Annotated in this window: 16 protein-coding genes; 12 read left to right on the top strand and 4 right to left on the bottom strand. The window is 72.2% G+C overall.

Features of this window, described 5'->3' with window-relative positions:
- Nucleotides 1–113: 113 nt before the first annotated feature.
- From ABFX81_RS40075 to ABFX81_RS40055, 5 genes are all read left to right on the top strand, one after another.
- Complete coding sequence (locus ABFX81_RS40075; protein ID WP_346139480.1) at nucleotides 114–992, top strand: ABC transporter permease; 879 nt, start codon at nucleotides 114–116, stop codon at nucleotides 990–992.
- Complete coding sequence (locus tag ABFX81_RS40070) at nucleotides 989–1,855, top strand: ABC transporter permease (protein ID WP_346139479.1); 867 nt, start codon at nucleotides 989–991, stop codon at nucleotides 1,853–1,855. Before ABFX81_RS40075 ends, ABFX81_RS40070 begins: the two co-directional genes overlap by 4 nt.
- A 154-nt stretch (nucleotides 1,856–2,009) precedes the next feature.
- Nucleotides 2,010–3,290 (top strand): NAD(P)/FAD-dependent oxidoreductase, encoded by a 1,281-nt coding sequence (locus ABFX81_RS40065; RefSeq protein ID WP_346139478.1) that lies wholly within the window; start codon nucleotides 2,010–2,012, stop codon nucleotides 3,288–3,290.
- 42 nt (nucleotides 3,291–3,332) lie between these two features.
- On the top strand, nucleotides 3,333–4,784 hold the full coding sequence (locus tag ABFX81_RS40060; RefSeq protein ID WP_346139477.1) for an NAD-dependent succinate-semialdehyde dehydrogenase: 1,452 nt from the start codon (nucleotides 3,333–3,335) through the stop codon (nucleotides 4,782–4,784).
- Between the two features lies 1 nt (nucleotide 4,785).
- Nucleotides 4,786–5,769 (top strand): NAD(P)-dependent oxidoreductase, encoded by a 984-nt coding sequence (locus ABFX81_RS40055; protein WP_086852787.1) that lies wholly within the window; start codon nucleotides 4,786–4,788, stop codon nucleotides 5,767–5,769.
- Nucleotides 5,770–5,834: 65 nt separating this feature from the next.
- On the opposite strand, the gene ABFX81_RS40050 is transcribed toward ABFX81_RS40055, so the two are convergent.
- Together ABFX81_RS40050 and ABFX81_RS40045 are read right to left on the bottom strand one after the other, a co-directional pair.
- Nucleotides 5,835–7,589: an ABC transporter permease subunit gene (locus ABFX81_RS40050; protein ID WP_086852789.1), complete on the bottom strand. Its 1,755-nt coding sequence runs from the start codon at nucleotides 7,587–7,589 to the stop codon at nucleotides 5,835–5,837.
- A gap of 3 nt (nucleotides 7,590–7,592) precedes the next feature.
- On the bottom strand, nucleotides 7,593–9,116 hold the full coding sequence (locus tag ABFX81_RS40045; RefSeq protein WP_086852791.1) for an ABC transporter substrate-binding protein: 1,524 nt from the start codon (nucleotides 9,114–9,116) through the stop codon (nucleotides 7,593–7,595).
- 226 nt (nucleotides 9,117–9,342) lie between these two features.
- Here ABFX81_RS40045 and ABFX81_RS40040 point away from each other — a divergent pair, with 226 nt between their 5' ends.
- The 4 genes from ABFX81_RS40040 to ABFX81_RS40025 all read left to right on the top strand — a co-directional run bounded on the left by ABFX81_RS40040 (nucleotide 9,343) and on the right by ABFX81_RS40025 (nucleotide 14,435).
- Entirely contained in the window at nucleotides 9,343–10,191 is an 849-nt protein-coding gene (locus ABFX81_RS40040) for an oxygenase MpaB family protein (protein ID WP_086852792.1), read from the top strand.
- A 65-nt stretch (nucleotides 10,192–10,256) separates the two neighbouring features.
- Nucleotides 10,257–12,485 carry a serine/threonine-protein kinase gene (locus ABFX81_RS40035; RefSeq protein WP_346139476.1) on the top strand — a complete coding sequence of 743 codons (2,229 nt, stop codon included), beginning with the start codon at nucleotides 10,257–10,259 and terminating at the stop codon, nucleotides 12,483–12,485.
- Nucleotides 12,486–12,569: 84 nt separating this feature from the next.
- Nucleotides 12,570–14,147 carry a phytoene desaturase family protein gene (locus ABFX81_RS40030; protein WP_346139475.1) on the top strand — a complete coding sequence of 526 codons (1,578 nt, stop codon included), beginning with the start codon at nucleotides 12,570–12,572 and terminating at the stop codon, nucleotides 14,145–14,147.
- A 96-nt stretch (nucleotides 14,148–14,243) separates the two neighbouring features.
- Entirely contained in the window at nucleotides 14,244–14,435 is a 192-nt protein-coding gene (locus ABFX81_RS40025) for a DUF2795 domain-containing protein (RefSeq protein WP_346139474.1), read from the top strand.
- A gap of 10 nt (nucleotides 14,436–14,445) precedes the next feature.
- Here the strand turns inward: ABFX81_RS40025 and ABFX81_RS40020 are convergent, their stop codons facing one another.
- Nucleotides 14,446–16,167 (bottom strand): serine hydrolase domain-containing protein, encoded by a 1,722-nt coding sequence (locus ABFX81_RS40020; protein ID WP_346139472.1) that lies wholly within the window; start codon nucleotides 16,165–16,167, stop codon nucleotides 14,446–14,448.
- Nucleotides 16,168–16,375: 208 nt separating this feature from the next.
- Here ABFX81_RS40020 and ABFX81_RS40015 point away from each other — a divergent pair, with 208 nt between their 5' ends.
- The 3 genes from ABFX81_RS40015 to ABFX81_RS40005 all read left to right on the top strand — a co-directional run bounded on the left by ABFX81_RS40015 (nucleotide 16,376) and on the right by ABFX81_RS40005 (nucleotide 20,413).
- Nucleotides 16,376–17,485, top strand: a complete 1,110-nt coding sequence (locus ABFX81_RS40015; RefSeq protein WP_346139471.1) for an NAD(P)H-dependent flavin oxidoreductase — start codon at nucleotides 16,376–16,378, stop codon at nucleotides 17,483–17,485.
- Nucleotides 17,482–19,035 (top strand): AMP-binding protein, encoded by a 1,554-nt coding sequence (locus ABFX81_RS40010; RefSeq protein WP_086846553.1) that lies wholly within the window; start codon nucleotides 17,482–17,484, stop codon nucleotides 19,033–19,035. Before ABFX81_RS40015 ends, ABFX81_RS40010 begins: the two co-directional genes overlap by 4 nt.
- Nucleotides 19,036–19,147: 112 nt before the next feature.
- Nucleotides 19,148–20,413, top strand: a complete 1,266-nt coding sequence (locus tag ABFX81_RS40005) for a DUF418 domain-containing protein (protein WP_086846551.1) — start codon at nucleotides 19,148–19,150, stop codon at nucleotides 20,411–20,413.
- 51 nt (nucleotides 20,414–20,464) lie between these two features.
- Here the strand turns inward: ABFX81_RS40005 and ABFX81_RS40000 are convergent, their stop codons facing one another.
- Complete coding sequence (locus tag ABFX81_RS40000; protein ID WP_346139469.1) at nucleotides 20,465–22,903, bottom strand: penicillin acylase family protein; 2,439 nt, start codon at nucleotides 22,901–22,903, stop codon at nucleotides 20,465–20,467.
- Nucleotides 22,904–22,947: the final 44 nt, after the last annotated feature.

Raw genomic sequence — 22,947 nt, 5'->3', positions numbered from 1 at the left:
TGCTGCGCCTGGAGGTACCGGCCGGCCGCGGCCCCGTCACCGGCGAGCGGATCGGGATCACCACCGATCCCGAGGACGTGAATCTCTTCGTCGACGAACAGGGAGGGTGAGTCATGGCCGCCCTCACCGCCACTGCCCCCGCCCGTCCGCGCAAGCTCCTGGCCTCGCGCAAGACCCGGGTCGGGATCCTCTACGCGCTGCCGATCGTCGTCTATCTGCTGGTGCTGTTCGTCTACCCGATCTTCACCACGCTGTTCCTCAGCCTGAAGAACGCCGACGGCTCCCTGACGCTGCACTGGTACGTCGAGGCGCTGACCGGGGTCAATCTGTCGGTGCTGTTCACGACGCTGCGGATCTCGGCGGAGACGGCGCTGTTGAGCCTCGTCTTCGGCTTCCTCCTGGCCAACGCGATCTCCCGGCTCAAGCCCGTGTGGGCGGCCCTGGCGATGCTGATCGTGGTCGTTCCGCACTTCATCAGCGCCCTGGTGCGCACCTACGGCTGGATCATCCTGCTGGGTGACAAGGGCCTGGTGAACGAGTTGGTACCGGGTGGGCCGTTCCAGCTGCTCTACAACGAGCTCGGTGTGGTCATCGGTACCACCTCGATGATGCTGCCGTACACGGTGCTGCTGTTGTACGGGGTGATGCGCGGCGTGGACCGCCGCCTGCTGGCGGCCGCGTCCAGCATGGGCGCGGGACGCGTGACGATCTTCCGCCGGATCTACCTGCCGCTGGTCGCCCCCGGCCTGGCCAGCGCCGGACTGCTCAGCTTCATCCTCTCCCTGGGCTACTACATCACCCCCGCCCTGATGGGCGGCCCCAACCAGACGATGATCGCCACCCTCATCAACCAGCAGGTCACCAAGGAAAACCAGTGGAACGGGGCGGCCGCCCAGGGCGTCATCCTGCTGCTGCTCACCTTCGCCGGACTGCTGCTGGTCAAGCTCGTCAGCTCCCTGGGCGCCAGCCGGAAGAAGAGGAGCAACTCATGATGGAGCTGCGCAAGACCCTCGCCGGGCGGATCGCCCTGACGGCGGTCGCCACCGTGATCCTGCTGTTCCTGGCCCTGCCGATCGTCGTCATCCTCGTCACCTCCTTCAGCAACAACGCCTTCGCCGCCTTCCCACCCGAGGCGTGGACGCTGAACTGGTACAAGGCACTGTTCGCCGACGGCAGCAAGTGGCCGGCCGCGTTGTCGCTGAGCGCGTTCGTCGCCTGCCTGAGCACCGTGTTCTCGCTGATCATCGGTGTGACCGCGGCGACCGCGCTGACGCGCAGCGAACTGCCGCTGCGCTCCGCGGTCTACGCCCTGGTGCTGGGGCCGCTGCTCATCCCGCAGATCGTCACCGCGCTGGGCCTGTTCCTGCTGTTCGAGCCGGCCGCAATGCTGGGGAGCCCGCTGGCCATTGCCCTCGGCCACACCGTGCTGGCCTCACCCATCGCAGTCCTCATCCTCATCGCCACCCTGCGCGGCATCGACGAACGGCTGGAGGACGCCGCCGCCAGCATGGGCGCGAACCGGCTGACCATCGCCCGGCGCATCACCTTCCCCCTCGCCGCCCCCGGCATGATCGCCGCCGCGATCTTCTCCTTCATCACCAGCTTCGACGAGTTCTACATCTCCCAGTTCCTCTCCTCCGTCGACACCGTCACCCTCCCGGTGCAGGTCTACAACTCCCTCACCTTCGACATCGACCCCAGCGTGACCGCGATCAGCGCCATCCTCATCGCCTTCGCGATCCTCGCCCTCGCCCTGGTGGCCCTGGTCCGCTGGCTCGGCTCCGGACGCCAGAACTCCCTGCTCTCCGTCGAGAACACGGCAGGCATCGCCGCACCCGGAGGCGAAGCCGTATGACCACCGCCGCCACCGCTCAGCCGCACCTGCTGCCGCCCCTCACCTGTGCCTTGCGCCGGCACGGGCCGCGCTACCGCTGACAGCGCCGTCGGCCGGGCACCCGAGTGGGTGCCCGGCCGGGATCCCCCGAAAACTTCCCCGCAGGAGACCCGCAATGAAGACGATCCCGTACTGGATAGAAACCGCCGGGGCGTTCCCCGACCGGTCCGGCAAGCCACTGACCGAGGACACCGACCTGGTGGTCGTCGGCGCTGGCCTGACGGGTCTGTCCACCGCCCTGCACGCCGCCCGCAAGGGCGCCCGTGTCACCCTCGTCGAGAAGGGCCAGATCGGTTCCGGGGCCTCAGCGCGCAATGGCGGCATGGCGAACCTGGGCTTCACGATCGGCGTGAGCCAGGCCATCCGCCGATACGGACTCGAGCGGGCCCGCGAGATATACAACTCCTACGGCGAGGCCGTGGACACCGTCGAGCGGCTCGTGGACGAGGAGTCCATCGACTGTCAGTTCCGTCGCGTCGGACGCCTGGGCGTGGCCTCCCGTCCCGCGCACTTCGAGAACAAGAAGGCCCAACAGCGCGACCTGGCCAAGTACTTCGGCCACGAGACCACACTGGTCAGCAAGTCCGAGCTGCGTTCCGAGATCGGATCCGACGCCTACCACGGCGGCCTGCTCGACCCGCTCAGCGCCGCACTGCACGTCGGCCGCTTCGTGCGCGGCATGGCCGAGGCGTGCGAGCGCACCGGTGTCGAGATCCACGAGCGCAACGCGGCCATCGGCGTGCGGCGTACCCCCGCCGGCCGTTTCGAGGTGAGCACCGAGCGCGGTGTGATCCGCGCCGGGCAGGTCATGATGGCCACCGACGCCTACACCGACAAGAACTTCCCGTGGCTGCGCCGCCAGCAGGTCTGCCTGGGCAGCTTCATCATCGTGACCGAGCCGCTCGGCGAGGACCTCGCCCGGGACATCATCCCGAAGGCCCGCCTCATCGTCGACTCCAACCAGGTCTGCCACTATTTCCGGCTCACCCCGGACAACCGTCTGCTGTTCGGCGGACGCGCCCGCTTCGCACCGTCCGACCCCACCTCGGACAAGAAGAGCGGAGCGGTCCTGTTCCGTGAGATGTGCGAGATCTTCCCCCAACTCGCCCGGACGAAGGTCGAGTACGTGTGGGGCGGCTCGGTCGGCTTCGCGATGGACCGCATCGTGCACGCCGGGCAGACCGAGGACGGCGTGTACTACTCCATGGGATACGCGGGCCACGGCGTGCAGATGGCCACGCACATGGGGCAGGTCATGGCCGAGGTGATGGACGGCCACCCCGAGGTCAGCCCGGTTCGCGACCTGGCCCCGCCCCGCATCCCCCTCTACAACGGCACCGCCTGGTTCCTGCCCTTCGCGGGCGCCTACTACAAGACGCTGGACCGCATCCGCTGACCCTGCGGCAGCGCACCTCTACGCATACAAGGAGACCTCGAGATGACTGTCGTCCACGATGTTCCCAAGCAGCTTTTCATCGGCGGCGGTTGGCAGGACGCGGAGTCCGGCCGGACTCTGTCCGTCGACAACCCGGCCACCGGTGAGGAGCTGTGCCGGGTCGCCGACGCCTCCCCGGCCGACGGGCGGCGTGCCGTTGAGGCGGCGGTCGCCGCGCAGGCGGCCTGGGCCGCCACCCCGCCCCGTGTCCGCAGCGAGATCCTGCGCCGCGCCTACGACATCATCATCGCGCGTACCGAGGACCTGGCGCTGCTGATGACGCTGGAGATGGGCAAGCCCCTGGCGGAGGCGCGTGCCGAAGTCGCCTACGGCGCCGAGTTCTTCCGCTGGTTCTCCGAGGAAGCCGTCCGCATCGACGGCGGCATGATGACCGCCCCGGACGGCAGGAACCGCCTCCTGGTCACCCGCCAGCCGGTCGGCCCCTGCCTGCTCATCACCCCGTGGAACTTCCCCCTGGCCATGGGCACCCGCAAGATCGGCCCCGCCATCGCCGCCGGCTGCACCATCGTTCTCAAACCCGCCCCCCAAACCCCCCTGACCAGCCTCGCCCTCGCCGCGATCCTTAAGGAAGCCGGTCTGCCCGACGGCGTCCTCAACATCGTCGTCACCACCGACGCCGCCGGTGTCGTCGAGCCGCTGCTGCGCGGCGGGCAGATCCGCAAACTCTCCTTCACCGGCTCCACTCAGGTCGGCCGGATCCTGCTGGCCCAGTGCGCCGACACCGTCATCCGCACCTCCATGGAACTGGGCGGCAACGCCCCCCTCATCGTCTTCGACGACGCCGACCTCGACGTCGCCGTCGAAGGCACCATGGTCGCCAAGATGCGCAACATGGGCGAGTCCTGCTGCGCCGCCAACCGCATCTACGTCCACACCTCCGTCGCCGAGGAGTTCGCCACCCGCCTCGCCGCCCGCATGGCCGCCCTGACCGTCGGCGACGGCACCGAACCCGGCACCGACGTCGGTCCCCTCATCGACATCGCCGGTCGCAGCAAGGCCCACGACGTCGTCCGCGACGCGGTCAAGCGCGGCGCGAAGGTGCTCACCGGCGGCGAACTCCCCGAAGGGCCCGGCTGCTTCTACCCGCCCACCGTGCTCACCGACGTCTCCGACGACGCCGCCATCATCGACACCGAGGTCTTCGGGCCGGTCGCCGCCCTCCTCACCTTCGACGACGAGGACGAGGCCATCACCGCCGCCAACGACACCGAATTCGGCCTCGCCGCCTACCTGTTCACCCAGAACCTCGACCGCGCCCTGCGCGTCGCCGAACGCCTCGAAAGCGGCATGATCGGCCTCAACACCGGGCTCGTCTCCAACCCCGCCGCCCCCTTCGGCGGCGTCAAGCAGTCCGGCCTGGGCCGCGAAGGAGGACGCGTCGGCATCGACGAGTTCCTCGAGTACAAGTACATCGCAGTCCCTGTCGGAGGCTGACATGCCCGACCGACTCGTGGTCCTCTACCGGGGCAACCGGCCACCCGCCACTGGGCTCATCGAACGCCTCGCGGACACCGTCTACGCCACCGAGGAGGAACTGCCCTACCTCCTCCCCGGCGCCGACGCGCTCCTGGCCTGGGTCACCATCACCCCGGCCATCCGAGAGGCCTGGCCCGACAACCCCGAGAAGGCACCTCGCTGGGTACACGCGTCCTCCGCGGGCGTGGACTCCCTGCTCTTCCCCGCCCTGGTGGACGATCCGGGCGTTGTCCTGACCAATGCCCGCGGCGTCTACGACCGGCCGACCGCCGAGTACGTGCTGGGCCTGATCCTCGCCCTCGCCAAGGACTTCCCCGGCACCTGGGAGCACCAGCGGCGTCGCGAGTGGCGTCCGCGCCCCAGTGACGGCATCACCGGACGCACGGTGCTGGTCTGGGGCACGGGGCCCATCGGCCGGGCCATCGCCCGGCTGCTGCGGGCCGCCGGGATGCGGGTCTGCGGCGCCGGCCGCAAGGCCCGCACGGACGACCCCGACTTCGGCACGGTCCACGGTGCGACGACCTTGCCCGCCGCCCTGACGGAGGCGGACTACGTCGTCCTGGCCGCGCCCCTGACCAAGGACACCCGGGGCATGGTCGACGCCTCCGTCCTGGCGGCCATGAAGCCGGGAGCCCGCCTGATCAACGTGGGCCGGGGCGGACTCGTCGACGAGGAGGCGCTCGTCGACCACCTCGCCGCCGGCCGGCTCGCCGGCGCCGCCCTGGACGTCTTCGGCCAGGAGCCGCTGCCGGTCCGGTCGCCGCTGTGGGACATGCCCGGTGTCATGATCTCCCCGCACACGGCGGGGGAGACCACCAGCGAGCGGGAGGCGCTCGTCGAGGTGTTCCTCGACAACCTCACCCGGCACGTCGAAGGCCGCCCTCTGCGCAACGTCGTGGACAAGAGGCGGGGTTACGTGGTCGACGAGACGCGCCCCGTCTGAAGGCCCCGTCCGAAAGGCGAGCAGCAGGCGCCCCGTCCCGTGGACTCCACGGGACGGGGCGCCTGCTACTCGCCTTTCCCGCGTCCCAGCGCGCTGCCCGTCACCGCCAGCACGGAGAGCACCACCAGCGCGGCGGCCGGGCCGAGCACCGTCCAGGGGGCGAGTTCGGCGTACGGCTGGTTCTCCGACAGGAGCCGGCCCCACTCGGGGGTGGGCGGCTGTTCGCCCAGGCCGAGGAAGCCGAGCGAGGCCAGTACCAGGACGGCGGTCGGCAGCCGCAGCAGGGCGTTGCGGAGAAGGGCCGGCAGCACCGCGGGGAGCAGGTGACGGCGCAGCAGGTGCGGCCGTCCCGCGCCGAGTGCGACGGACGCGGCGATGTGACCGCTCGCGCGTTCCTGTTCGAGCAGCGCGGCCGTCTGGGCGGCGTACGGGCTCCAGCCGACCACGCAGACCGCGCACGCCGCGCCCCACACCGACGGCCCGGTCACGCCCGCGATGAGCAGTCCGGAGAGGACCGCGGGCAGGGTCGACACGACCTCCGTCGGACCGGCGCTCGCCCGCGGAGCCATGCCCAGCAGCAGCCCGGTGACCGCGCTGACCACCGTCACGACGAGGGCGACACCGGCCGTGCGCAGCGCCCCGTGGCCCAGCCGGGCCAGCAGATCCCGGCCCAGCGCGTCCGTGCCCAGGGGGTGTTCGAGGGACGGGGCCACCAGCCGCGCCGCCGTGTCGACCTGCAAGGGGTCGCGCAGGAGGCCCGCCGTGACGAGGGCGATCAGGACCACCGAACACGCCGCGGTGATCCAGCGCAGGGAACGCGGCGGGACGAGCGGGGGCCGGTGCAGGGTCGGCAGGGCGCCGTCGCGCAGGGGGCGGCCGAGGAGCGTGTGGCGCAGGGCCCGGATCAGGATGCCGGCGCTCACGCCGAGCAGGACCAGCGCCAGGGTCGCGGTCTGGAGCACCGGGAGGTCCTGCGCCACGGCGGCCTCCAGGGCGAGCCGGCCGAGCCCCGGGATGTTGAAGATCTTCTCCACCGCGACCGCACCGCCGACCAGGGCCACGACGGTCGGCAGCAACTGCGGCAGCATGCCGGGCAGGGTGCGGCGCAGCGCGTTGCGGGCGATGTTGCCGGGCGGGAGCCCGACGGCGTACGCCGTGCGCGCCCACGGTTCGTGGAAGGCGGCGGGCAGCGCCTGGTCGAGCAGCCCGCCGAGCATCGCGCCCGACGGGATGCCGAGGGCGAGCGAGGGCAGCACCATCGACTGCGGCCCCTCCCAGCCGCTGGACGGGAACCACCCCCACCAGACCCCGCACACGGTCGCCAGCACCGAGGCGAGCAGGAACTTCGGCAGGGCGGCCAGCACGGCGGCCGTCGTGCCCGCCCGGTCCTGCCGCAGCCGTCGCCGGGAGCCGAGGAACACGGTGCGGGTGCACACCAGCGCGGCGACCAGGGCGGTCACCAGGAACGCGCCCAGAACCAGCGTCAGGGAGACCGACAGAGCGGTCCCCACCTGCGGCATGACCGGTTCGCCGGAGACCCACGAGACGCCCGCGTCCCCGCGCGGCAGGCCGCCCAGCCAGTGCCCGAGATGCGCGAACGGCCCCTCGTCCAGCCCCAGCTGCTCCCGTACGGCGGCCAGTTCCGCGGCTGTCGGGTTCTGGTCGGCGGAACGGGCCCGCAGCACCGTGCGGGCCGGGTCCGCGCCGGTCAGCCACGGCAGCAGGGCCACCGCACCGAGCAGCGCTGCTCCGGCGAGCACACGGCCGGCCGCCGCCGGCCAGAGGGACAGGCGGGCGGCGGGGGCGTGGGCGACGCTCATGCGTTACCCGGCGTGCGTGTCGACGTCGACGAGGGAGCGCTCGCGCGGGTCGAGGAGCACGCCCTCGACACCGGTGGCGATGCCCTGCACCGCCTGCTCGTGGACCAGCGGAACGACGGCGTCGGTGCGCAGGATCTCCGCCTCCGCGCGCATGATCTTCTCCTGGCGGCGCTTCGTGTCGCGTTCCGCGGCGGCGGCCCGGATGGCCTTGTCCACCGCGCCGTCCTTCAGTCCGGGGATGTTGTAGACGCCCTCGCTGGTGAAGTCGCTGGCGAGGTAGTCGACCGCGTCACCGGTGTCGAGGAGCGTGACCCGGGAGAAGACGAGGGCGTCGTACTTCCCGGCGAGGAGGTCGGCCTCCATCTGCGTGTACTCGCGCACGTCCTGCTTCACCGTGAACCCGGCCTTCTCCAGCTGCTGCTGGAGCACGGTCGCGGCCTCGGGAAGCTCGGCCCGGTTGGTGTAGGTGGCCAGCCGCAGCGTCCTGCCCTTGGTCCCGGCCTTCACCTGGGCGGACGTGTCGGCCTTGGCGCGGCCGGTCACGTCCACCCGCTTGTCGGCGGCCCATGGCACGGCGGGCCCGAACAGGCCCTGCGCGGGGTCGGCGTACCCGCCGAAGACGGAGTCGACCAGGGCGGCACCGTCGACGGCCTCCCGGGCGGCAGCGCGCAGTCCGGCGTCGGTGAACAGGCCGCCGCCGGTGTTGAGGATCAGGCTGTCGGTGCGCACGGAGGGCACCTCGTGCCGCGTGTCCTTGTCGAGCAGCTTCGCCTGGGCGGTGGGGATCCACTCGGCGATGTCGGCCTCGCCGCCGCGCAGCGCGTTGGCGCGGGCCGTGCCGTCCGCGATCCAGCTCACGTCGATGCCGGGCGCCTTCGCCTTGCCGCCCCAGTAGCCGTCGAAGCGGTCGAGCTTCGCCTTGGCCTTGCCGCTGAGCCGGGTGATCTCGAACGGGCCGGTGCCGGTGCCGACCGGGCTGACGGCGCCGTCCTTGGCGTATGCCTTCGAAGACAGGATCGCCAGCGCGGGGCTGGCCAGCCGCAGCGGCAGCACGGGGTCGGGGGTCTTGGTGGTGAGGGTGACGGTGTCGGCGTCCTCGGCCTTGGCGCTGAGGGCCACGTCGCTCAGCACGCGGGGCTTGGGCTTGGCCGCGCTCGCGCGGTCGAGCGCGTTGACGACGGACTGGGCGGTGAACTGGGTGCCGTCCTGGAACTCGGCCTTGCGCAGTTCGAAGGTCCAGGTGGTGTCGTCGTCCTGCTTCCAGGACTTCGCCAGCCCGGGCTTGGCCGTGCCGTTCCGGTCGAGGGCGGTGAGACCCTCGGCGACGGACAGCTTGCTCAGCACGGTGGCGTCGTTGCTGTAAGGGGAGAGCGCCTGCACCGGGGGCACGGCCAGCGCGACCCGCAGCCGCCCGCCCGCTCCCGCTCCGGCCCCCGTGCCGTCGCCGCTGTCGCTCGGCGCGAAGCAGCCGGCCAGCAGAGGGGGGAGAACGAGCGCCGCTATGAGACCGCGGGAGGTGGTGCGCATGTCAGTCCTGTCGTGCGGAAGTGGGGCATGCCGCAGCGGCCCGACGGGGAGCTTGATCGGCGGCGTCAGCATATAAGGAGAGCCTTACCAAAGCTTGAACCGGGTCGGTTAAATCTCAACAATCGGACGGCAAGGGGGCGAACGGCTGGGGCGAGACGACGAACCCGGCGGCATCGACCGATTGTTCGAACTGTGCCATCGTGGGCGCCGGGCGGAGGTGAATCGCATGACCGGCGCGGACCCCGGGCTGTTCGGACCCGGTTCGGTGACCTGGCAGACGCACGGCGACCCCATGATGTGGATCGCCGGCATCCGGGCGCTCTACCTCCAGGCCCTGCACCCCCGCGCGGTACGCGGCGTCATGCAGAACTCCGACTTCCGGCGCGACGCCTGGGGACGGCTGATGCGCACCGCGAACTTCGTCGGCACGACGACGTACGGCACCACCGAGGCCGCCGAGCGGGCGGGTGCCCGAGTCCGCAAGATCCACAGCATGCTGACGGCGACCGACCCGGACACCGGCGAGCGCTATGGCGTCGACGAACCCGGTCTCCTTCTCTGGGTGCACTGCGCCGAGATCGACTCCTATCTGGACGTCCTGCGCAGGTCCGGGTTCCGGCTCACCGACGCCGAGGCCGACCGCTACGTCGCCGAACACCGGCAGAGCGCACGCCTGGTGGGCCTCGACCCCGGCACCGTACCCGCCGACCGGGCCCAACTCGTGGCGTACTTCGAGAAGGTGCGCCCCGAACTCGCCGCCGGGCCCGAGGCGCGCGAGGTGGACGACTTCCTGCTCCGCCCGCCGACGCATCCCCTTCTCGTACCGTTGCGCGAGGTGCTGTGGCGGCGCGTGGCACAACTGGCGTACGCCTCCCTGCCCCCGTACGCCCACGAGTTGTACGGCAGACCGGCCCCCGCACCCGCCACCGTCACCCGGCAACTGCGTCTCACCGGCCTCCTGCTGCGCCGCGTTCCCGCACGTGTGCGGTGGCAACTCCCGCCCAAACACATCCTGCGCGCCATGGCGAGGCTCGGCCCGGACGCGCGTCCGGCACCGTACAAACTTGGACGATAGCCCGCCATACTGGGTGGGCCAGGGGAGGGGCGGGCGAACAGCTACCGGGGGGAGCGTCGCGCGAGATGGGGGAGACCAGGCTCATCCACGGCCGGTACCGGCTGCTCGACCGGATCGGGCGCGGCGGCATGGGCGAGGTGTGGCGGGCACGGGACGAGTCCCTGGGCCGGCACGTCGCCGTCAAGTGCCTCAAACCGCTGGGCCCGAACCACGACCACGCGTTCACCCGCGTGCTGCGGGAACGGTTCCGGCGTGAGGCCCGGGTGGCCGCCGCGCTCCAGCACCGCGGCATCACCGTCGTGCACGACTTCGGGGAGTCCGACGGCGTCCTCTACCTCGTCATGGAACTGCTGGACGGCCGCAACCTCAGTCAGCTCCTGGAGGACAACAAGCAGCACCCGCTGCCGGTCGCGGACGTCGTGGAGATCGCCGAGCAGGTCGCCGCAGCCCTCGCCTACTGCCACGAACAGGGCATCGTCCACCGCGATCTGAAGCCCGCCAACATCATGCGGATCGGCGACGGCACGGTGAAGATCTGCGACTTCGGCATCGCCCGGCTCGGTCACGACATCGGCTTCACGTCCCGGCTGACCGGCACCGGCATCGCCATGGGCACCCCGCACTACATGTCCCCGGAGCAGATCGGCGGCACCGAGGTCGACCAGCGCAGCGACCTGTACTCCTTCGGCTGCGTGCTGTACGAGATCGCCACCGGCGTACCGCCGTTCGACCTCGACGACGCCTGGGCGATCCTCGTCGGCCACCGCGACACCCCGCCCCGCCCGCCGCGCGAGCACCGCCCCGAACTACCCGGGTACCTGGAGCGGGTCATCCTGGACCTGCTCGCCAAGGAACCCGGTGAACGCCCCGGTGACGCCCGTGAGCTGGCCCGCCGGATCAGCGCGCACCGGGCCGCGCCCGCCTATGTGCCGACCGTCGTGGCGGCCCGGCCCGCTCCCGACGCGCTGGCGCACGCGGGCCGGCTGCCGTCCTGGACGCACGGCATGACCACCGGCCACAAGGCGGCAGGCGCCGGACTGCGCAGCACGCCGCCGGACCCGGCCTCCGGCCTGTCGGGCGAGTGGATCGCGCGGCCCGCCACCGGCCCCGTCGAGGAGCCCGCCCCCGAGCAGCGGCCCGCCCCGTCCCCGGAGGTCCTCACCGCCCTGGCCGGCCGGCACAACGCGGGCCTGAGCCTCGGCCGGCTCGGCCGCTGGGCGGAGGCGGGGGAGGTGCACCGGGCGGTCGCCGCCGAACGCGAGCACCTGCTCGGCCCCGACCACCCGGACACCCTCGCCAGCCGCTACGAGGTCGCCTTCACCCTCAGTCGCACCGGCCGCGCCCCGGACGCGCTGCGCGAGTACAAGCACGTCACCGAAGCCAGGATCCGCACGCTCGGCGCCGACCACCCCGACACGCTCGCCGCCCGCCAGGAGATGGCCTACGTGCTCGGCCAGCTCGGCCGCCCCTTCGACGCCCACCGGGTGTACACGTCGGTGCTCACCGCCCGGGAGCGCACCATGGGCCCCGACCACCCGGACACCCTGCGCTGCCGGCACAACCTCGCCTTCAACCTCAGCCGCCTCGGCCGCCTGGAGGACTCCTACCGCATGGCCCGCGAGGTGGCCGCCGCCCGCGCCCGGGTGCTCGGCCCCGACCATCCCGACACCCTGGTCACCCGCTACGAGGTCGCCTACGCGCTCGGCCAGCTCGGCCGCTGGCCCGAGGCCCTGGAGACGTACCGCGAGGTCGCCGAGGCCCGCGGCCGTGCCCTCGGCCCCGACCACCCCGACACGCTCGCCGCCCGCCACGAGATCGGCATCAGCCTGGGCCGCCTGGGCCACAGCGCGGAGGCCCTGGACCTCTACACCGCCCTGGCCGCGGACCGCACCCGGGCCCAGGGACCCGCGCACCCCGAGACCCTGCGCGCCCGCCACGGCCGCTGCGTCAACCTCGGCCGGCTCGCCCGCTGGGAGGAGGCCCTCACCGAGTCCCGGGAGGTGAGCGCCGTCCGCGAGCGGGTCCTCGGTCCCGACCATCCCGACACCCTGGTCAGCCGCCGCGAGGTCGCCGTCGGCCTGGGCTGGCTGGGCCGCTGGTCCGAGGCGCTCACCGAGTACCGCCGGGTGGCCGTCGCCCGCGAACGCGTCCTCGGCCCGGACCACCCCGACACCCTCGCCAGCCGCAACGACGAAGCGCACTGCCTCCAGCAGCTGGGCCGGAGCGACGAGGCCGTGGCGCTGTACCGGAGGGTGGCGGCCCTGCGCGGGCAGCGGGCGTCGGCCGGGGGGTGACGGGGGCGGCGTCGTGCGAGGAGCAGGTCGCACCCGGTCGCCGTTCGTCTGGCCGACCTGGATCACCCCGTGTTACGAAGAACCATGACCGCACCCGAGGGACCCCGCGCACACCGGACGTACGACGCCGTCATCGTCGGCGGCGGCCACAACGGCCTGGTCGCCGCCGCCTACCTGGCCCGGGCAGGCCGTTCCGTGCTGGTGCTGGAGCGGCTGGACCACACCGGCGGCGCGGCCGTGTCCACCCGGCCGTTCGCCGGGGTCGACGCCCGGCTGTCGCGCTACTCGTACCTGGTCAGCCTGCTGCCGAAGAAGATCGTGCGGGACCTCGGCCTGAACTTCCGGGTGCGCACCCGGACCATCTCCTCCTACACGCCCGCCGAACGCGACGGCCGCCCCACCGGACTCCTCGTCGGCGGTGGCGAACGGCGGACCAGGGAGGCGTTCGCCCGGCTCACCGGCTCCGACCGCGAGTACCGGGCCTGGCAGGAGTTCTACGGCATGACCGGCCGCGTCGCCCAGCGCGTCTTCCCGACCCTCACCGAACCGCTGCCCGCCCGCGAGGAGCTGCGCCGCCGGCTCGACGACGAGCAGGCCTGGCGCATGCTGTTCGAGGAGCCGCTCGGGGTCGCCGTCGAGGAGCACTTCGCGGACGACCTGGTGCGCGGCGTGGTCCTCACCGACGCGCTCATCGGCACCTTCGCCGACGCCCACGACCCGTCGCTGAAGCAGAACCGCTGCTTCCTCTACCACGTGATCGGCGGCGGCACCGGCGACTGGGACGTGCCGGTCGGCGGCATGGGAGCCCTCACCGACGCACTGGCCGACGCCGCCCGCGCCGCGGGCGCGGTCCTCGCCACCGGCCACGAGGCGCTGCGCATCGCCACGGACGGCCAGGAGGCCGAGGTCACCTACCGCACCGCCGACGGCGAGGGCACCGTCGCCGCCCGGCACGTCCTGGTGAACGCCTCCCCGCAAGCGCTGGCGGAACTGACCGGCGACACGCCCCCGGCCACCGCCGAGGGCGCCCAGCTCAAGGTGAACATGCTGCTCACGCGGCTGCCACGGCTGCGCGACAGCGCCGTCGATCCACGCGAGGCGTTCGCCGGCACCTTCCACATCGCCGAGGGCTACGAGCAGCTGGCCACCGCCCACGCCCAGGCCGCCGCCGGTGACCTGCCGGCCGCGCCGCCCTCCGAGATCTACTGCCACTCGCTCACCGACCCGAGCATCCTCGGCCCGGACCTGGCCGACCAGGGCTACCAGACGCTCACCCTCTTCGGCCTGCACACCCCGGCCCGCCTGTTCGAGCGGGACAACGACGCCGTACGCGAGGAGCTGCTGAAGTCGACACTCGCCCAGCTCGACGCCCACCTGGCCGAACCGCTCACCGACTGTCTGGCCACCGACGCGGACGGACGGCCCTGCATCGAGGCCCGGACGCCCCTCGACCTGGAGCGGGACCTCGGGCTGCCCGGCGGCAACATCTTCCACCGCGATCTGAGCTGGCCCCACGCCCAGGACGGCACCGGCCGCTGGGGCGTGGAGACCGGGCACGCGAACGTGCTGCTGTGCGGGGCCGGCGCGGTACGCGGGGGAGGGGTCAGCGGGGTGCCGGGGCACAACGCGGCCATGGCGGTGCTGGAAATCGGGAACGACTGAATCACTGCCGTCCTGTGGGGCACTCCGACAGCACGAAGGTATCCGTACCAGCCGGCCGCCCCGCGCGGACGGTCGCACCACCCACGGGAGGCTCTCATGGCCGAGCTCAGCCCGACCGACCTTCAGAAGGCCCTGAAGGGCATGGACTACCCGACGGACAAGCAGCACCTGGTGGAACGTGCCCGCAGCAACCACGCCGACGACAAGGTCGTCAGCACCCTCGACGGCCTGAAGGATGACCGCTTCGACGGCCCCAACGAGGTGCAGAAGGCCGTCTTCAACCAGTGACCGGACCGGCTCAGTCGGCCGACGGCGTCCATCCCACCGCTTCGAGGCGCGCCGCGTCCGCCGGGCGCGCCTCGTCGAAGAGGACGCCGTCGGCCGCGTCCACACGCAACCCGTCCACGTAGGCCCCACGGCCGACGTACCGCCGGTCGGTCGTGTACCGCCACCGCAGGGCCAGCCGGCGCGCGGCGGGGAGGTCGGCGGTGAGCCGGTGCCAGACACGGCCGGACCAGCCCGTGACCGAGCCCGAGGGGTGCTGCCGGGGTTCCTCGCCCCTGTGGGACGTCCTGAAGGCAACCGGCTGCCAGGTCGTGCCCCCGTCGGCCGTCGTCTCCAGGACCAGCGTGTCGGCTCCGGGCTCGGTGTCCCACCACAGCGCGCAGCGCAGTCGCGCCCGGCCGGACGACGTGTCGAGCGCGGGGAGGGTGAGCGTCGCTGTGGCGGAGACCGCCATCCCGGAGAACCAGGCCCTGCGTCCCGACACCGGCCGGACCGGAACGGCCCGCGCCAGATTGTCCGCGGCGGCCACGCGGGGAGCCGACCCGGACCGCCAACTGCGCACCGGATGCACCGAGTTGCCCAGGACGACGAGGAAGGAGTCGGTCGTCGGGTCGAGCACCAGCGAGGTGCCCGTGAAGCCGGTGTGCCCGGCACTGCGGGGGGTGGCCATGGCCCCCATGTACCAGTGCTGGTAGAGCTCGAAGCCGAGGCCGTGCTCGTCCCCGGGGAACGCGGTGTTGAAGTCGGTGAACATCAGCTCCACCGACTCCGGTTCCAGGATCCGTGCCCGTCCGTAGACACCGCCGTTGAGCAGCGTACGGCCGAGGACCGCGAGGTCCCACGCGTCGGAGAACACGCCCGCGTGGCCCGCGACCCCGCCGAGGCTGAAGGCGTTCTCGTCGTGCACCTCACCCCACACCAGGCCCCGGTCCAACCCGGACCAGGGAGCCCGCGCGTCTTCCGTGGCCGCGATTCTCGGCCGCCAGGAGGCGGGCGGGTTGTAGCGGGTGCGGCGCAGGCCGAGCGGCGCCGTGATCTCGTCGCGGAGGAGGACGTCCAGAGAGCGGCCCGTGATCCGCTCCAGCACGAGCTGGAGCGAGATGAGGTTCAGGTCCGAGTAGAGATACGCCGTGCCCGGCGCGCTGACCGGAGCCTCGTCCCAGATGAGCTGGAGCTTCTCCTCGTGCGTCGGCGCGCTGTACAGCGGGATCCAGGCGCGGAAACCAGAGGTGTGCGTCAGCAGCTGACGGATCGTGATGTCCTGCTTGCCCGCGCGGCCGAAGTCCGGCAGGTACGAGGCGACCTTCGCCTCCAGCTCCAGTTCGCCCCGCTCCATCCGCTGCACGGCCAGGATCGAGGTGAACAGCTTCGACACCGACGCCAGGTCGAAGACGGTGTCCTCGGCCATGGGGATCTGCTCACCGGCCGGGAACTCGACGCCGGTGTCGGTCTTCTCGTCGTAGGCCCGGTAGCGCACCGCCATGCCGATGGGCCGGTGCAGGGCGACGGTGCCGCCCCGTCCGGCGAGCAGGACGGCGCCCGCGTACCAGGGGTGCTCGGGGGAGGGGCCGAGGAAGGCCTCGGCGTCGGTGACGAGCTGGCGCAGATGGGAGGGGAGCAGTCCGGCGCGGGCGGCCGAGCCGTGCCGCAGCGTGGGGCGGTGGCCGGTCGTCGGGGCGGCCTCGGCGGGGCCCGCCGGTAAGGAGACCAGGGCGAGCGCACCGCCCAGTGCCATCGCTCCCCGGCCCAGTTGACGCCGGGTCAGTCGACCGCTCGCCGCTCTGTCCGCCGCTCCCTCGGTCACAGCACGCCCCTTCGTCCCAGCCGCCTCGGATGTCCACGGAAGTATGTCCGCCGCGCGCCGCCGTGAATCGGCCGAATGAATCTGACGCAGCATCAGAAAAGCCCTTCCGTCCTCCGGAGGACTCCGGCATCCTGCGCCCATGCAGACGGAGCTGAGCCAGAAACTGGGAGTCGAGCACGCCGTCTTCGGCTTCACGCCGTTCCCCGCCGTCGCCGCGGCCATCAGCCGGGCCGGCGGCTTCGGCGTGCTCGGCGCGGTCCGTTACACCGACCCCGACGAGCTCAAACGCGACCTGGACTGGATCGAGGCGCACGTCGACGGCCGGCCGTACGGCCTGGACGTCGTGATGCCGGCGAAGAAGGTCGAGGGCGTCACAGAGGCAGATGTCGAGGCGATGATCCCCGAGGGCCACCGGCAGTTCGTCCGGGACACCCTCGCCAAACACGGCGTGCCCGAGCTCGCCGAGGGCGAGGCGTCCGGCTGGCGCATCACCGGCTGGATGGAGCAGGTCGCCCGCACCCAGCTCGACGTCGCCTTCGACTACCCGATCCGGCTCCTCGCCAACGCCCTCGGCTCCCCGCCCGCCGACGTCATTGCCCGCGCCCACGACCAGGACGTCCTCGTCGCCGCCCTCGCGGGCAGCGCCCGGCACGCCCGCAAGCACAAGGACGCCGGGATCGACATCGTCGTGGCGCAGGGCTACGAGGCCGGTGGCCACACCGGCGAGATCGCCTCCATGGTGCTCACCCCCGAGGTCGTCGAGGCCGTCGCCCCGCTGCCCGTGCTGGCCGCCGGCGGCATCGGCAGCGGACAGCAGGTGGCTGCCGCACTCGCCCTCGGCGCTCAAGGCGTGTGGCTGGGCTCCCTGTGGCTGACCACCACAGAAGCGGACCTCCACTCGCCCGCCCTCACCCGCAAGCTGCTCGCGGCCGGCTCCGGGGACACCGTCCGTTCCCGCGCACTGACCGGGAAGCCGGCACGCCAGTTGCGCACCGAGTGGACCGACGCCTGGGAGGACCCGGACGGCCCGGGCACGCTGCCCATGCCGTTGCAGGGCCTGCTGGTCGCCGAGGCCGTCTCCCGTATCCAGAAGTACGAGGTGGACCCCCTGCTCGGCACCCCGGTCGGGCAGATCGTCGGCCGGATGAACAGCGAACGCAGCGTCCAGGCCGTCTTCGACGACCTCACCCGCGGCTTCGAACAGGCCGTGGACCGCGTCAACCGCATCGCCGGAAGGAGCGGCCAGTGAGCAGCAGCGTGCCCGCGGGCTTCTGGGCCCAGGCCACCGCCGACCCCGACCGCGCGGTCCTGGTCGCCCCCGACGGCGAGGAGTGGACCGCCGGCCGCCTGCATTCCGCAGCCAACCGGCTCGTCCACGGCCTGCGCGCGGCCGGGCTGGAACGCGGCGACACCTTCGCGGTCGTCCTGCCCAACGGCGTCGAGTTCCTCACCGCGTACCTCGCCGCAAGCCAGGCCGGGTTCTACCTCGTCCCCGTCAACCACCACCTGGTCGGACCGGAGATCGCCTGGATCGTCTCCGACTCCGGCGCCAAGGTCCTCCTCGCCCACGAGCGCTTCGCCGACACGGCACGCGCGGCCGCGGACGAGGCGGGCCTCCCGGCCACCCACCGGTACGCCGTCGGCCCCGTCGAGGGCTTCCGCCCCTACGCCGAACTCCTCGACGGCCGGCCCGAGTCGGCCCCCGCCGACCGCACCCTCGGCTGGGTCATGAACTACACCTCCGGCACCACCGGCCGCCCGCGCGGCATCCGCCGCCCGCTCCCCGGCAAACCGCCGGAGGAGGCCTACCTGGGCGGCTTCCTCGGCATCTTCGGCATCCGGCCGTTCGACGACAACGTCCACCTGGTGTGCTCGCCGCTGTACCACACGGCCGTCCTCCAGTTCGCGGGCGCGTCCCTGCACATCGGCCACCGGCTGGTCCTGATGGACAAGTGGACGCCCGAGGAGATGCTCCGCCTCATCGACGCCCACCGCTGCACCCACACCCATATGGTCCCCACCCAGTTCCACCGCCTGCTGGCCCTGCCCGACGAGGTGAAGGACCGCTATGACGTCTCCTCCATGCGGCACGCCATCCACGGCGCCGCCCCCTGCCCCGACCACGTGAAACGGGCCATGCTCGACTGGTGGGGCCCCTGTGTGGAGGAGTACTACGCGGCCAGCGAGGGCGGCGGCGCCTTCGCCACCGCCGAGGACTGGCTGAAGAAGCCCGGCACGGTCGGCAAGGCCTGGCCCATCAGCGAACTCGCGATCTTCGACGACGACGGCAACCGGCTGCCACCCGGCGAACTCGGCACCGTCTACATGAAGATGAACACCGGCGGCTTCTCCTACCACAAGGACGAGGCCAAGACCCGCAAGAACCGCATCGGCGACTTCTTCACCGTGGGCGACCTCGGCCACCTCGATGAGGACGGCTACCTCTTCCTGCGCGACCGCAAGATCGACCTGATCATCTCCGGAGGCGTCAACATCTACCCGGCCGAGATCGAGTCGGCCCTGCTCGCCCACCCCGCCGTCGCGGACGCCGCCGTCTTCGGCATCCCGCACGACGACTGGGGCGAGGAGGTCAAGGCCGTCGTCGAACCGGCCCCCGGACACCGGCCCGGGCCCGCCCTCGCGGCCGACCTCCTCGACCACTGCGCGCACCGGCTCGCCGGCTACAAGCGGCCCAGGAGCGTCGACTTCATCACCGAGATGCCCCGCGACCCCAACGGCAAGCTGTACAAGCGGCGGCTGCGGGAGCCGTACTGGGAGGGCCGGACCCGACCGGTGTGAGGCGGTGGTGCGGCTTTGGTCGCACCGGAGGGCACGGGCGTCATCCTTTGGTCGGCGCCCGCTCGCCCTCCGGCCGATGTCCGGCCTGGCCCCGCCTTCCTAGCGTGAGGCCATGACGATCGCGACCGAACAGGGGACGCTGCGGCGTGGCAGCGTACGGCCGGGCGAACGGGCACTCGCCCCCGATCTCGCCCGCGGGATCATGCTGCTGTGCATCGTGCTGTCCAACACGGCCTTCCATCTGTGGGCGGCCCGGCGCGGGCCCTCCGGATGGCAGCCCGTGGACGGCTCGTGGCTGGACCACGCCGTGCAGTTCACCATGATCATGGTGCTCGACCTGCGGATCTACCCGCTCTTCGCCTTCCTCTTCGGCTACGGCATGATGCAGCTCTACCTCCGGCAGACCGCCGCCGGCACCGACGGGCGCGACGCCGCCAAACTCCTGCGCCGGCGCAGCCTCTGGCTGATCGTCATCGGCCTGACCCACGCCACCCTGCTGATGGCCGGGGACATCATCGGCTTCTACGGAGTCCTGAGCCTCGTCCTTGGCCTGGCCTTCCTGCGGCGTGGTGACCGCGCCCTGACGTGGTGGATCTGGATCGGAGTCGCCCTGATGGCACTCGTCACGGCCGGGCCCGTCATCGCCGCGCTCCTCCAGGGCGACCTGGGCACACTGGGTGACGCCGACGCCGAGGCCGGCTTCAAGGCGTACGCGTCGGACGAGGGGAACTGGCTCACCGCGGCGGGCACCCGGCTCGAGACCGGCCTGTTCGTCACCTTCGCCGCCGCCCCGCTGACCCTCGTCGCCGGCGGGTACATCCTCTTCCTGCTCGGCTTCTGGGCCGCACGCCGCCGCATCCTGGAGGAACCGGGCCGTCACCGCACACTGCTGCGCATCACGGCTGTCACCGGCGTCGCGGCCGGCTGGCTCGGCGCGCTGCCCGCCGCCCTCGCCCACATCGGCGTCCTGCGCGTGCCGGACGACATGCAGAGCGAATCCGGGGCGCTCACTGCCCTGCGCGACATCACCGGCAACGCCGCGGGCCTCGGCTATGTCGCGGCCGTCGCCCTCTTCGCACACTGGTGGACGACCCGCGGGCCCCGCCGCGGCACGACGGCGGTGACGGCGGTGGCCTCCGTCGGCAAACGGTCCCTGTCCTGCTACCTCGCCCACTCGCTGCTCTTCGCCCCGGTGCTGGCCGCCTGGGGACTCGGCCTCGGCGCACACCTGGGCAGCACGACCATGGCGCTCTTCGCGTTCGCCGTCTGGCTGGTCACCGTGGCCGGGGCGTACGCCCTGGAACGGGCCGGCCGCCGGGGCCCCGCCGAAGCGGTGCTGCGCCGGCTGATGTACGGACCCCGGGTCGACCGGGGGTGACGGGATGAACGGGGGTGCCGCCCCACCGGGAGCGGCACCCCTCGGCCACGGTCAGCGGCGCTCGTGCACCCGGACGACCTTCAGCTTCGGCGAGGACAGGATGTCCTTCTCGCAGAAGCGCGACGTCACCCACTTCTCACCGGAGAACAGCCGGGTCTGGTCCGCGTAGTGCGGCGACTCGGGGTTCGACGACTGGGAGTACGTCAGCAGGGTGCGGGCCACCGGGCAGCGGCCGCCGTCCCAGCCCACCGCCTGGAGGTGACTGGTACCGAAGGGCACCTCCGTGTAGCCGCCCCCGGCCGCGTTCCACGTCGGTTCGAGCACGTTCCACACGCCGATCCGCCCCGAGCCGCCGGGCATCGGAAGGCGCTCACCACCGCGGACGACGAACTGGTGCGCGCCGAGCGGCGCGTCGAGCGCGATACCCGCCGCGCGCAGTTCCGCCACCGCGTCGGCGAGGGCGACGCCGAAGCCGGGCGCGTCCGTGTTCAGCGTGTTCGGCGTACGCACCGGGTCCGCCGCCGAGAACGGCACCTTCCACGCCTCGGCGGCCGGCACCGCCTGTTCCAGCTTCCGCCAGAACCGGTCGAACAGCAGCGCGCCCCGGCTCCCCGTGTTCATGGTGCGGTCCCAGGCCGCCAGCACCCCGCAGGCCCCCGACACGTCGACGGCCTCGCCGTCGCTGCCCGTCGCCGTGCCGCCGGGCAGTGCGGCGCACGCCCGTGCCACGTCCGTCGCGGTGAGGTCACCCGCGGGCACCCGGTTGGCGAACTGCTGCCGTTGCAGGTCGCGTACGGTCAGGCGGCCCCGGTCCGCCATCGCCGCCACGTCCTCGATCCCGCCGCGCGTGCGCAGGCCGAGCTCCGTCTTCACCGTGCCGAAGACCCGCTCGTATCCGGTGATCGGCCGGTCGGCGTTGGTCATCCACGCGGTGCCGTTGGAGTTCTCCACGTACGGCGCGTCCTCGAGCGTCGGCATCCGCGCCGGCCCGAAGATGCCCGGCGCCACCGCGTCGGAATCGCTGCCCAGGGCGCAGTCCCCGCGCGAGCCGTCGAGGATCGCGATGCCGGACGCCGGATACGTGGTCCTGCCCAGCGCCGTCGAGCAGCGCTGCGCCAACTCGTCGGTGATACGCGGAAGTACCTGGGACTGGGTGAAGAGGGAATGCCCCGCGCGGTCGGCGGCGATCGTGTTCACCCAGGGAATGCCCTGGTGCCGCGCGAGGGACCCGAGGACGTCACTCGTGCTGCGCGCCTTGCTGAAGCCGAGCGAGGTGTCGGCGAAGCGGAGGTTCGCGGCGTTCGGGTCGTGCACGGCGTACGCCGTGGTGTCCGTCCACGGCAGCGAGACCTGGGAGTTCAGGGAGGTGACGACTGGGCCGTACCGGGTCCACCACTGGGTGCGGGTCACCGGCGCGCCGTCCTTCACCGCGACCGTCACGGTCCGCTTCTTCATACGCTCCGGCTCGCCGTCCACGAGGTACGTCGTGGGATCGGCCGGATCCAGCGTCAGCTGGTGGAAGTTGGCCGGGATGCCGGTCGAGACGGTGTGGCTCCACGCCACATGTGCGTTGAACCCGATGGAGATCGCCGGGGTGCCGAGCAGAGAGCCACCGGAGACGTTCAGCTCGCCGGGGATCGTCTGCTGCGACTGCCAGAACCGGCGCCCGCCCTGCCACGGGTAGTGCGGGTTGCCCAGCAGCAGACCGCTGCCGTTCGCCGTGGTGTCGCCGCGGAAGGCGACCGCGTTGGAGCCCATGCCGGGATCGCCCCACAGCTCGTCGGCCGCCTTCGCCACGGCCTTCGCGTCCGGTGTGCGGGCGGCGGGCCGGGAGGACGGGGTACCGGAGGCGGTGCCGGCTCCGGTCGGTGGCTGCGCGGCCGTGATCGTGTCCACGAAGCGCCCCTCGCCGGAGATCGAGGCGATGGCGAGGCCACGGGCCGCCACGTCGAGCTCGGTGACCGGACGGACCCAGGCCGCGCCCGCACAGCCGGGATCCGTGATCTTCTTCTGCTCCAGCCAGGCGTTGTAACCGGCCGCCCAGCTGCGCATCATGTCCCGGACCTCACGGCTCGGGCCCACGGGCGCGGGCTCGGCGAGCAGCTTCTCCACCGTGCGGGTCTCACGGACCCCGCGGAAGTACAGGTCACTGGCGAGATTCGTCCTGGCCCCGGAGAGGGCGCCGCCGGCGGCCGCGCCGGCGCCGAAGTACCGGGAGCGCTCGCCCCGCAGGGTCACGAACCCGTCGGCGAGCGTGCAGACCTCGTCGGACGCCTGCGCCCAGCCCGTACCGAAGCCCAGGTCGGCGTAGTCCTTCGCGAGGATGTGCGGGATGCCGTACTCGGTGTAGCGGATCACGGCGGACAGGCCGTCGCGGGACGGGTGCTGCTCCGCCCGTCCCTGGCCGGACGCGGCGGCCGCGGGTAACGCGGACGCGGCCGTGAACAGGGCCGTGGCCCCGAGAACGAGTCGTCTCAGGCGGCTGCGCATCGTGCCCTCCAACATCATTGAGGGAAAGGAGACTTGAGCGTACG

It is taken from the genome of Streptomyces coeruleofuscus, from assembly GCF_039532725.1.
Taxonomy (GTDB): Bacteria; Actinomycetota; Actinomycetes; order Streptomycetales; family Streptomycetaceae; genus Streptomyces; species Streptomyces coeruleofuscus.
Note: the sequence above shows the minus strand (reverse complement) of the source record. Positions and strands in the feature narration are given on the sequence as shown.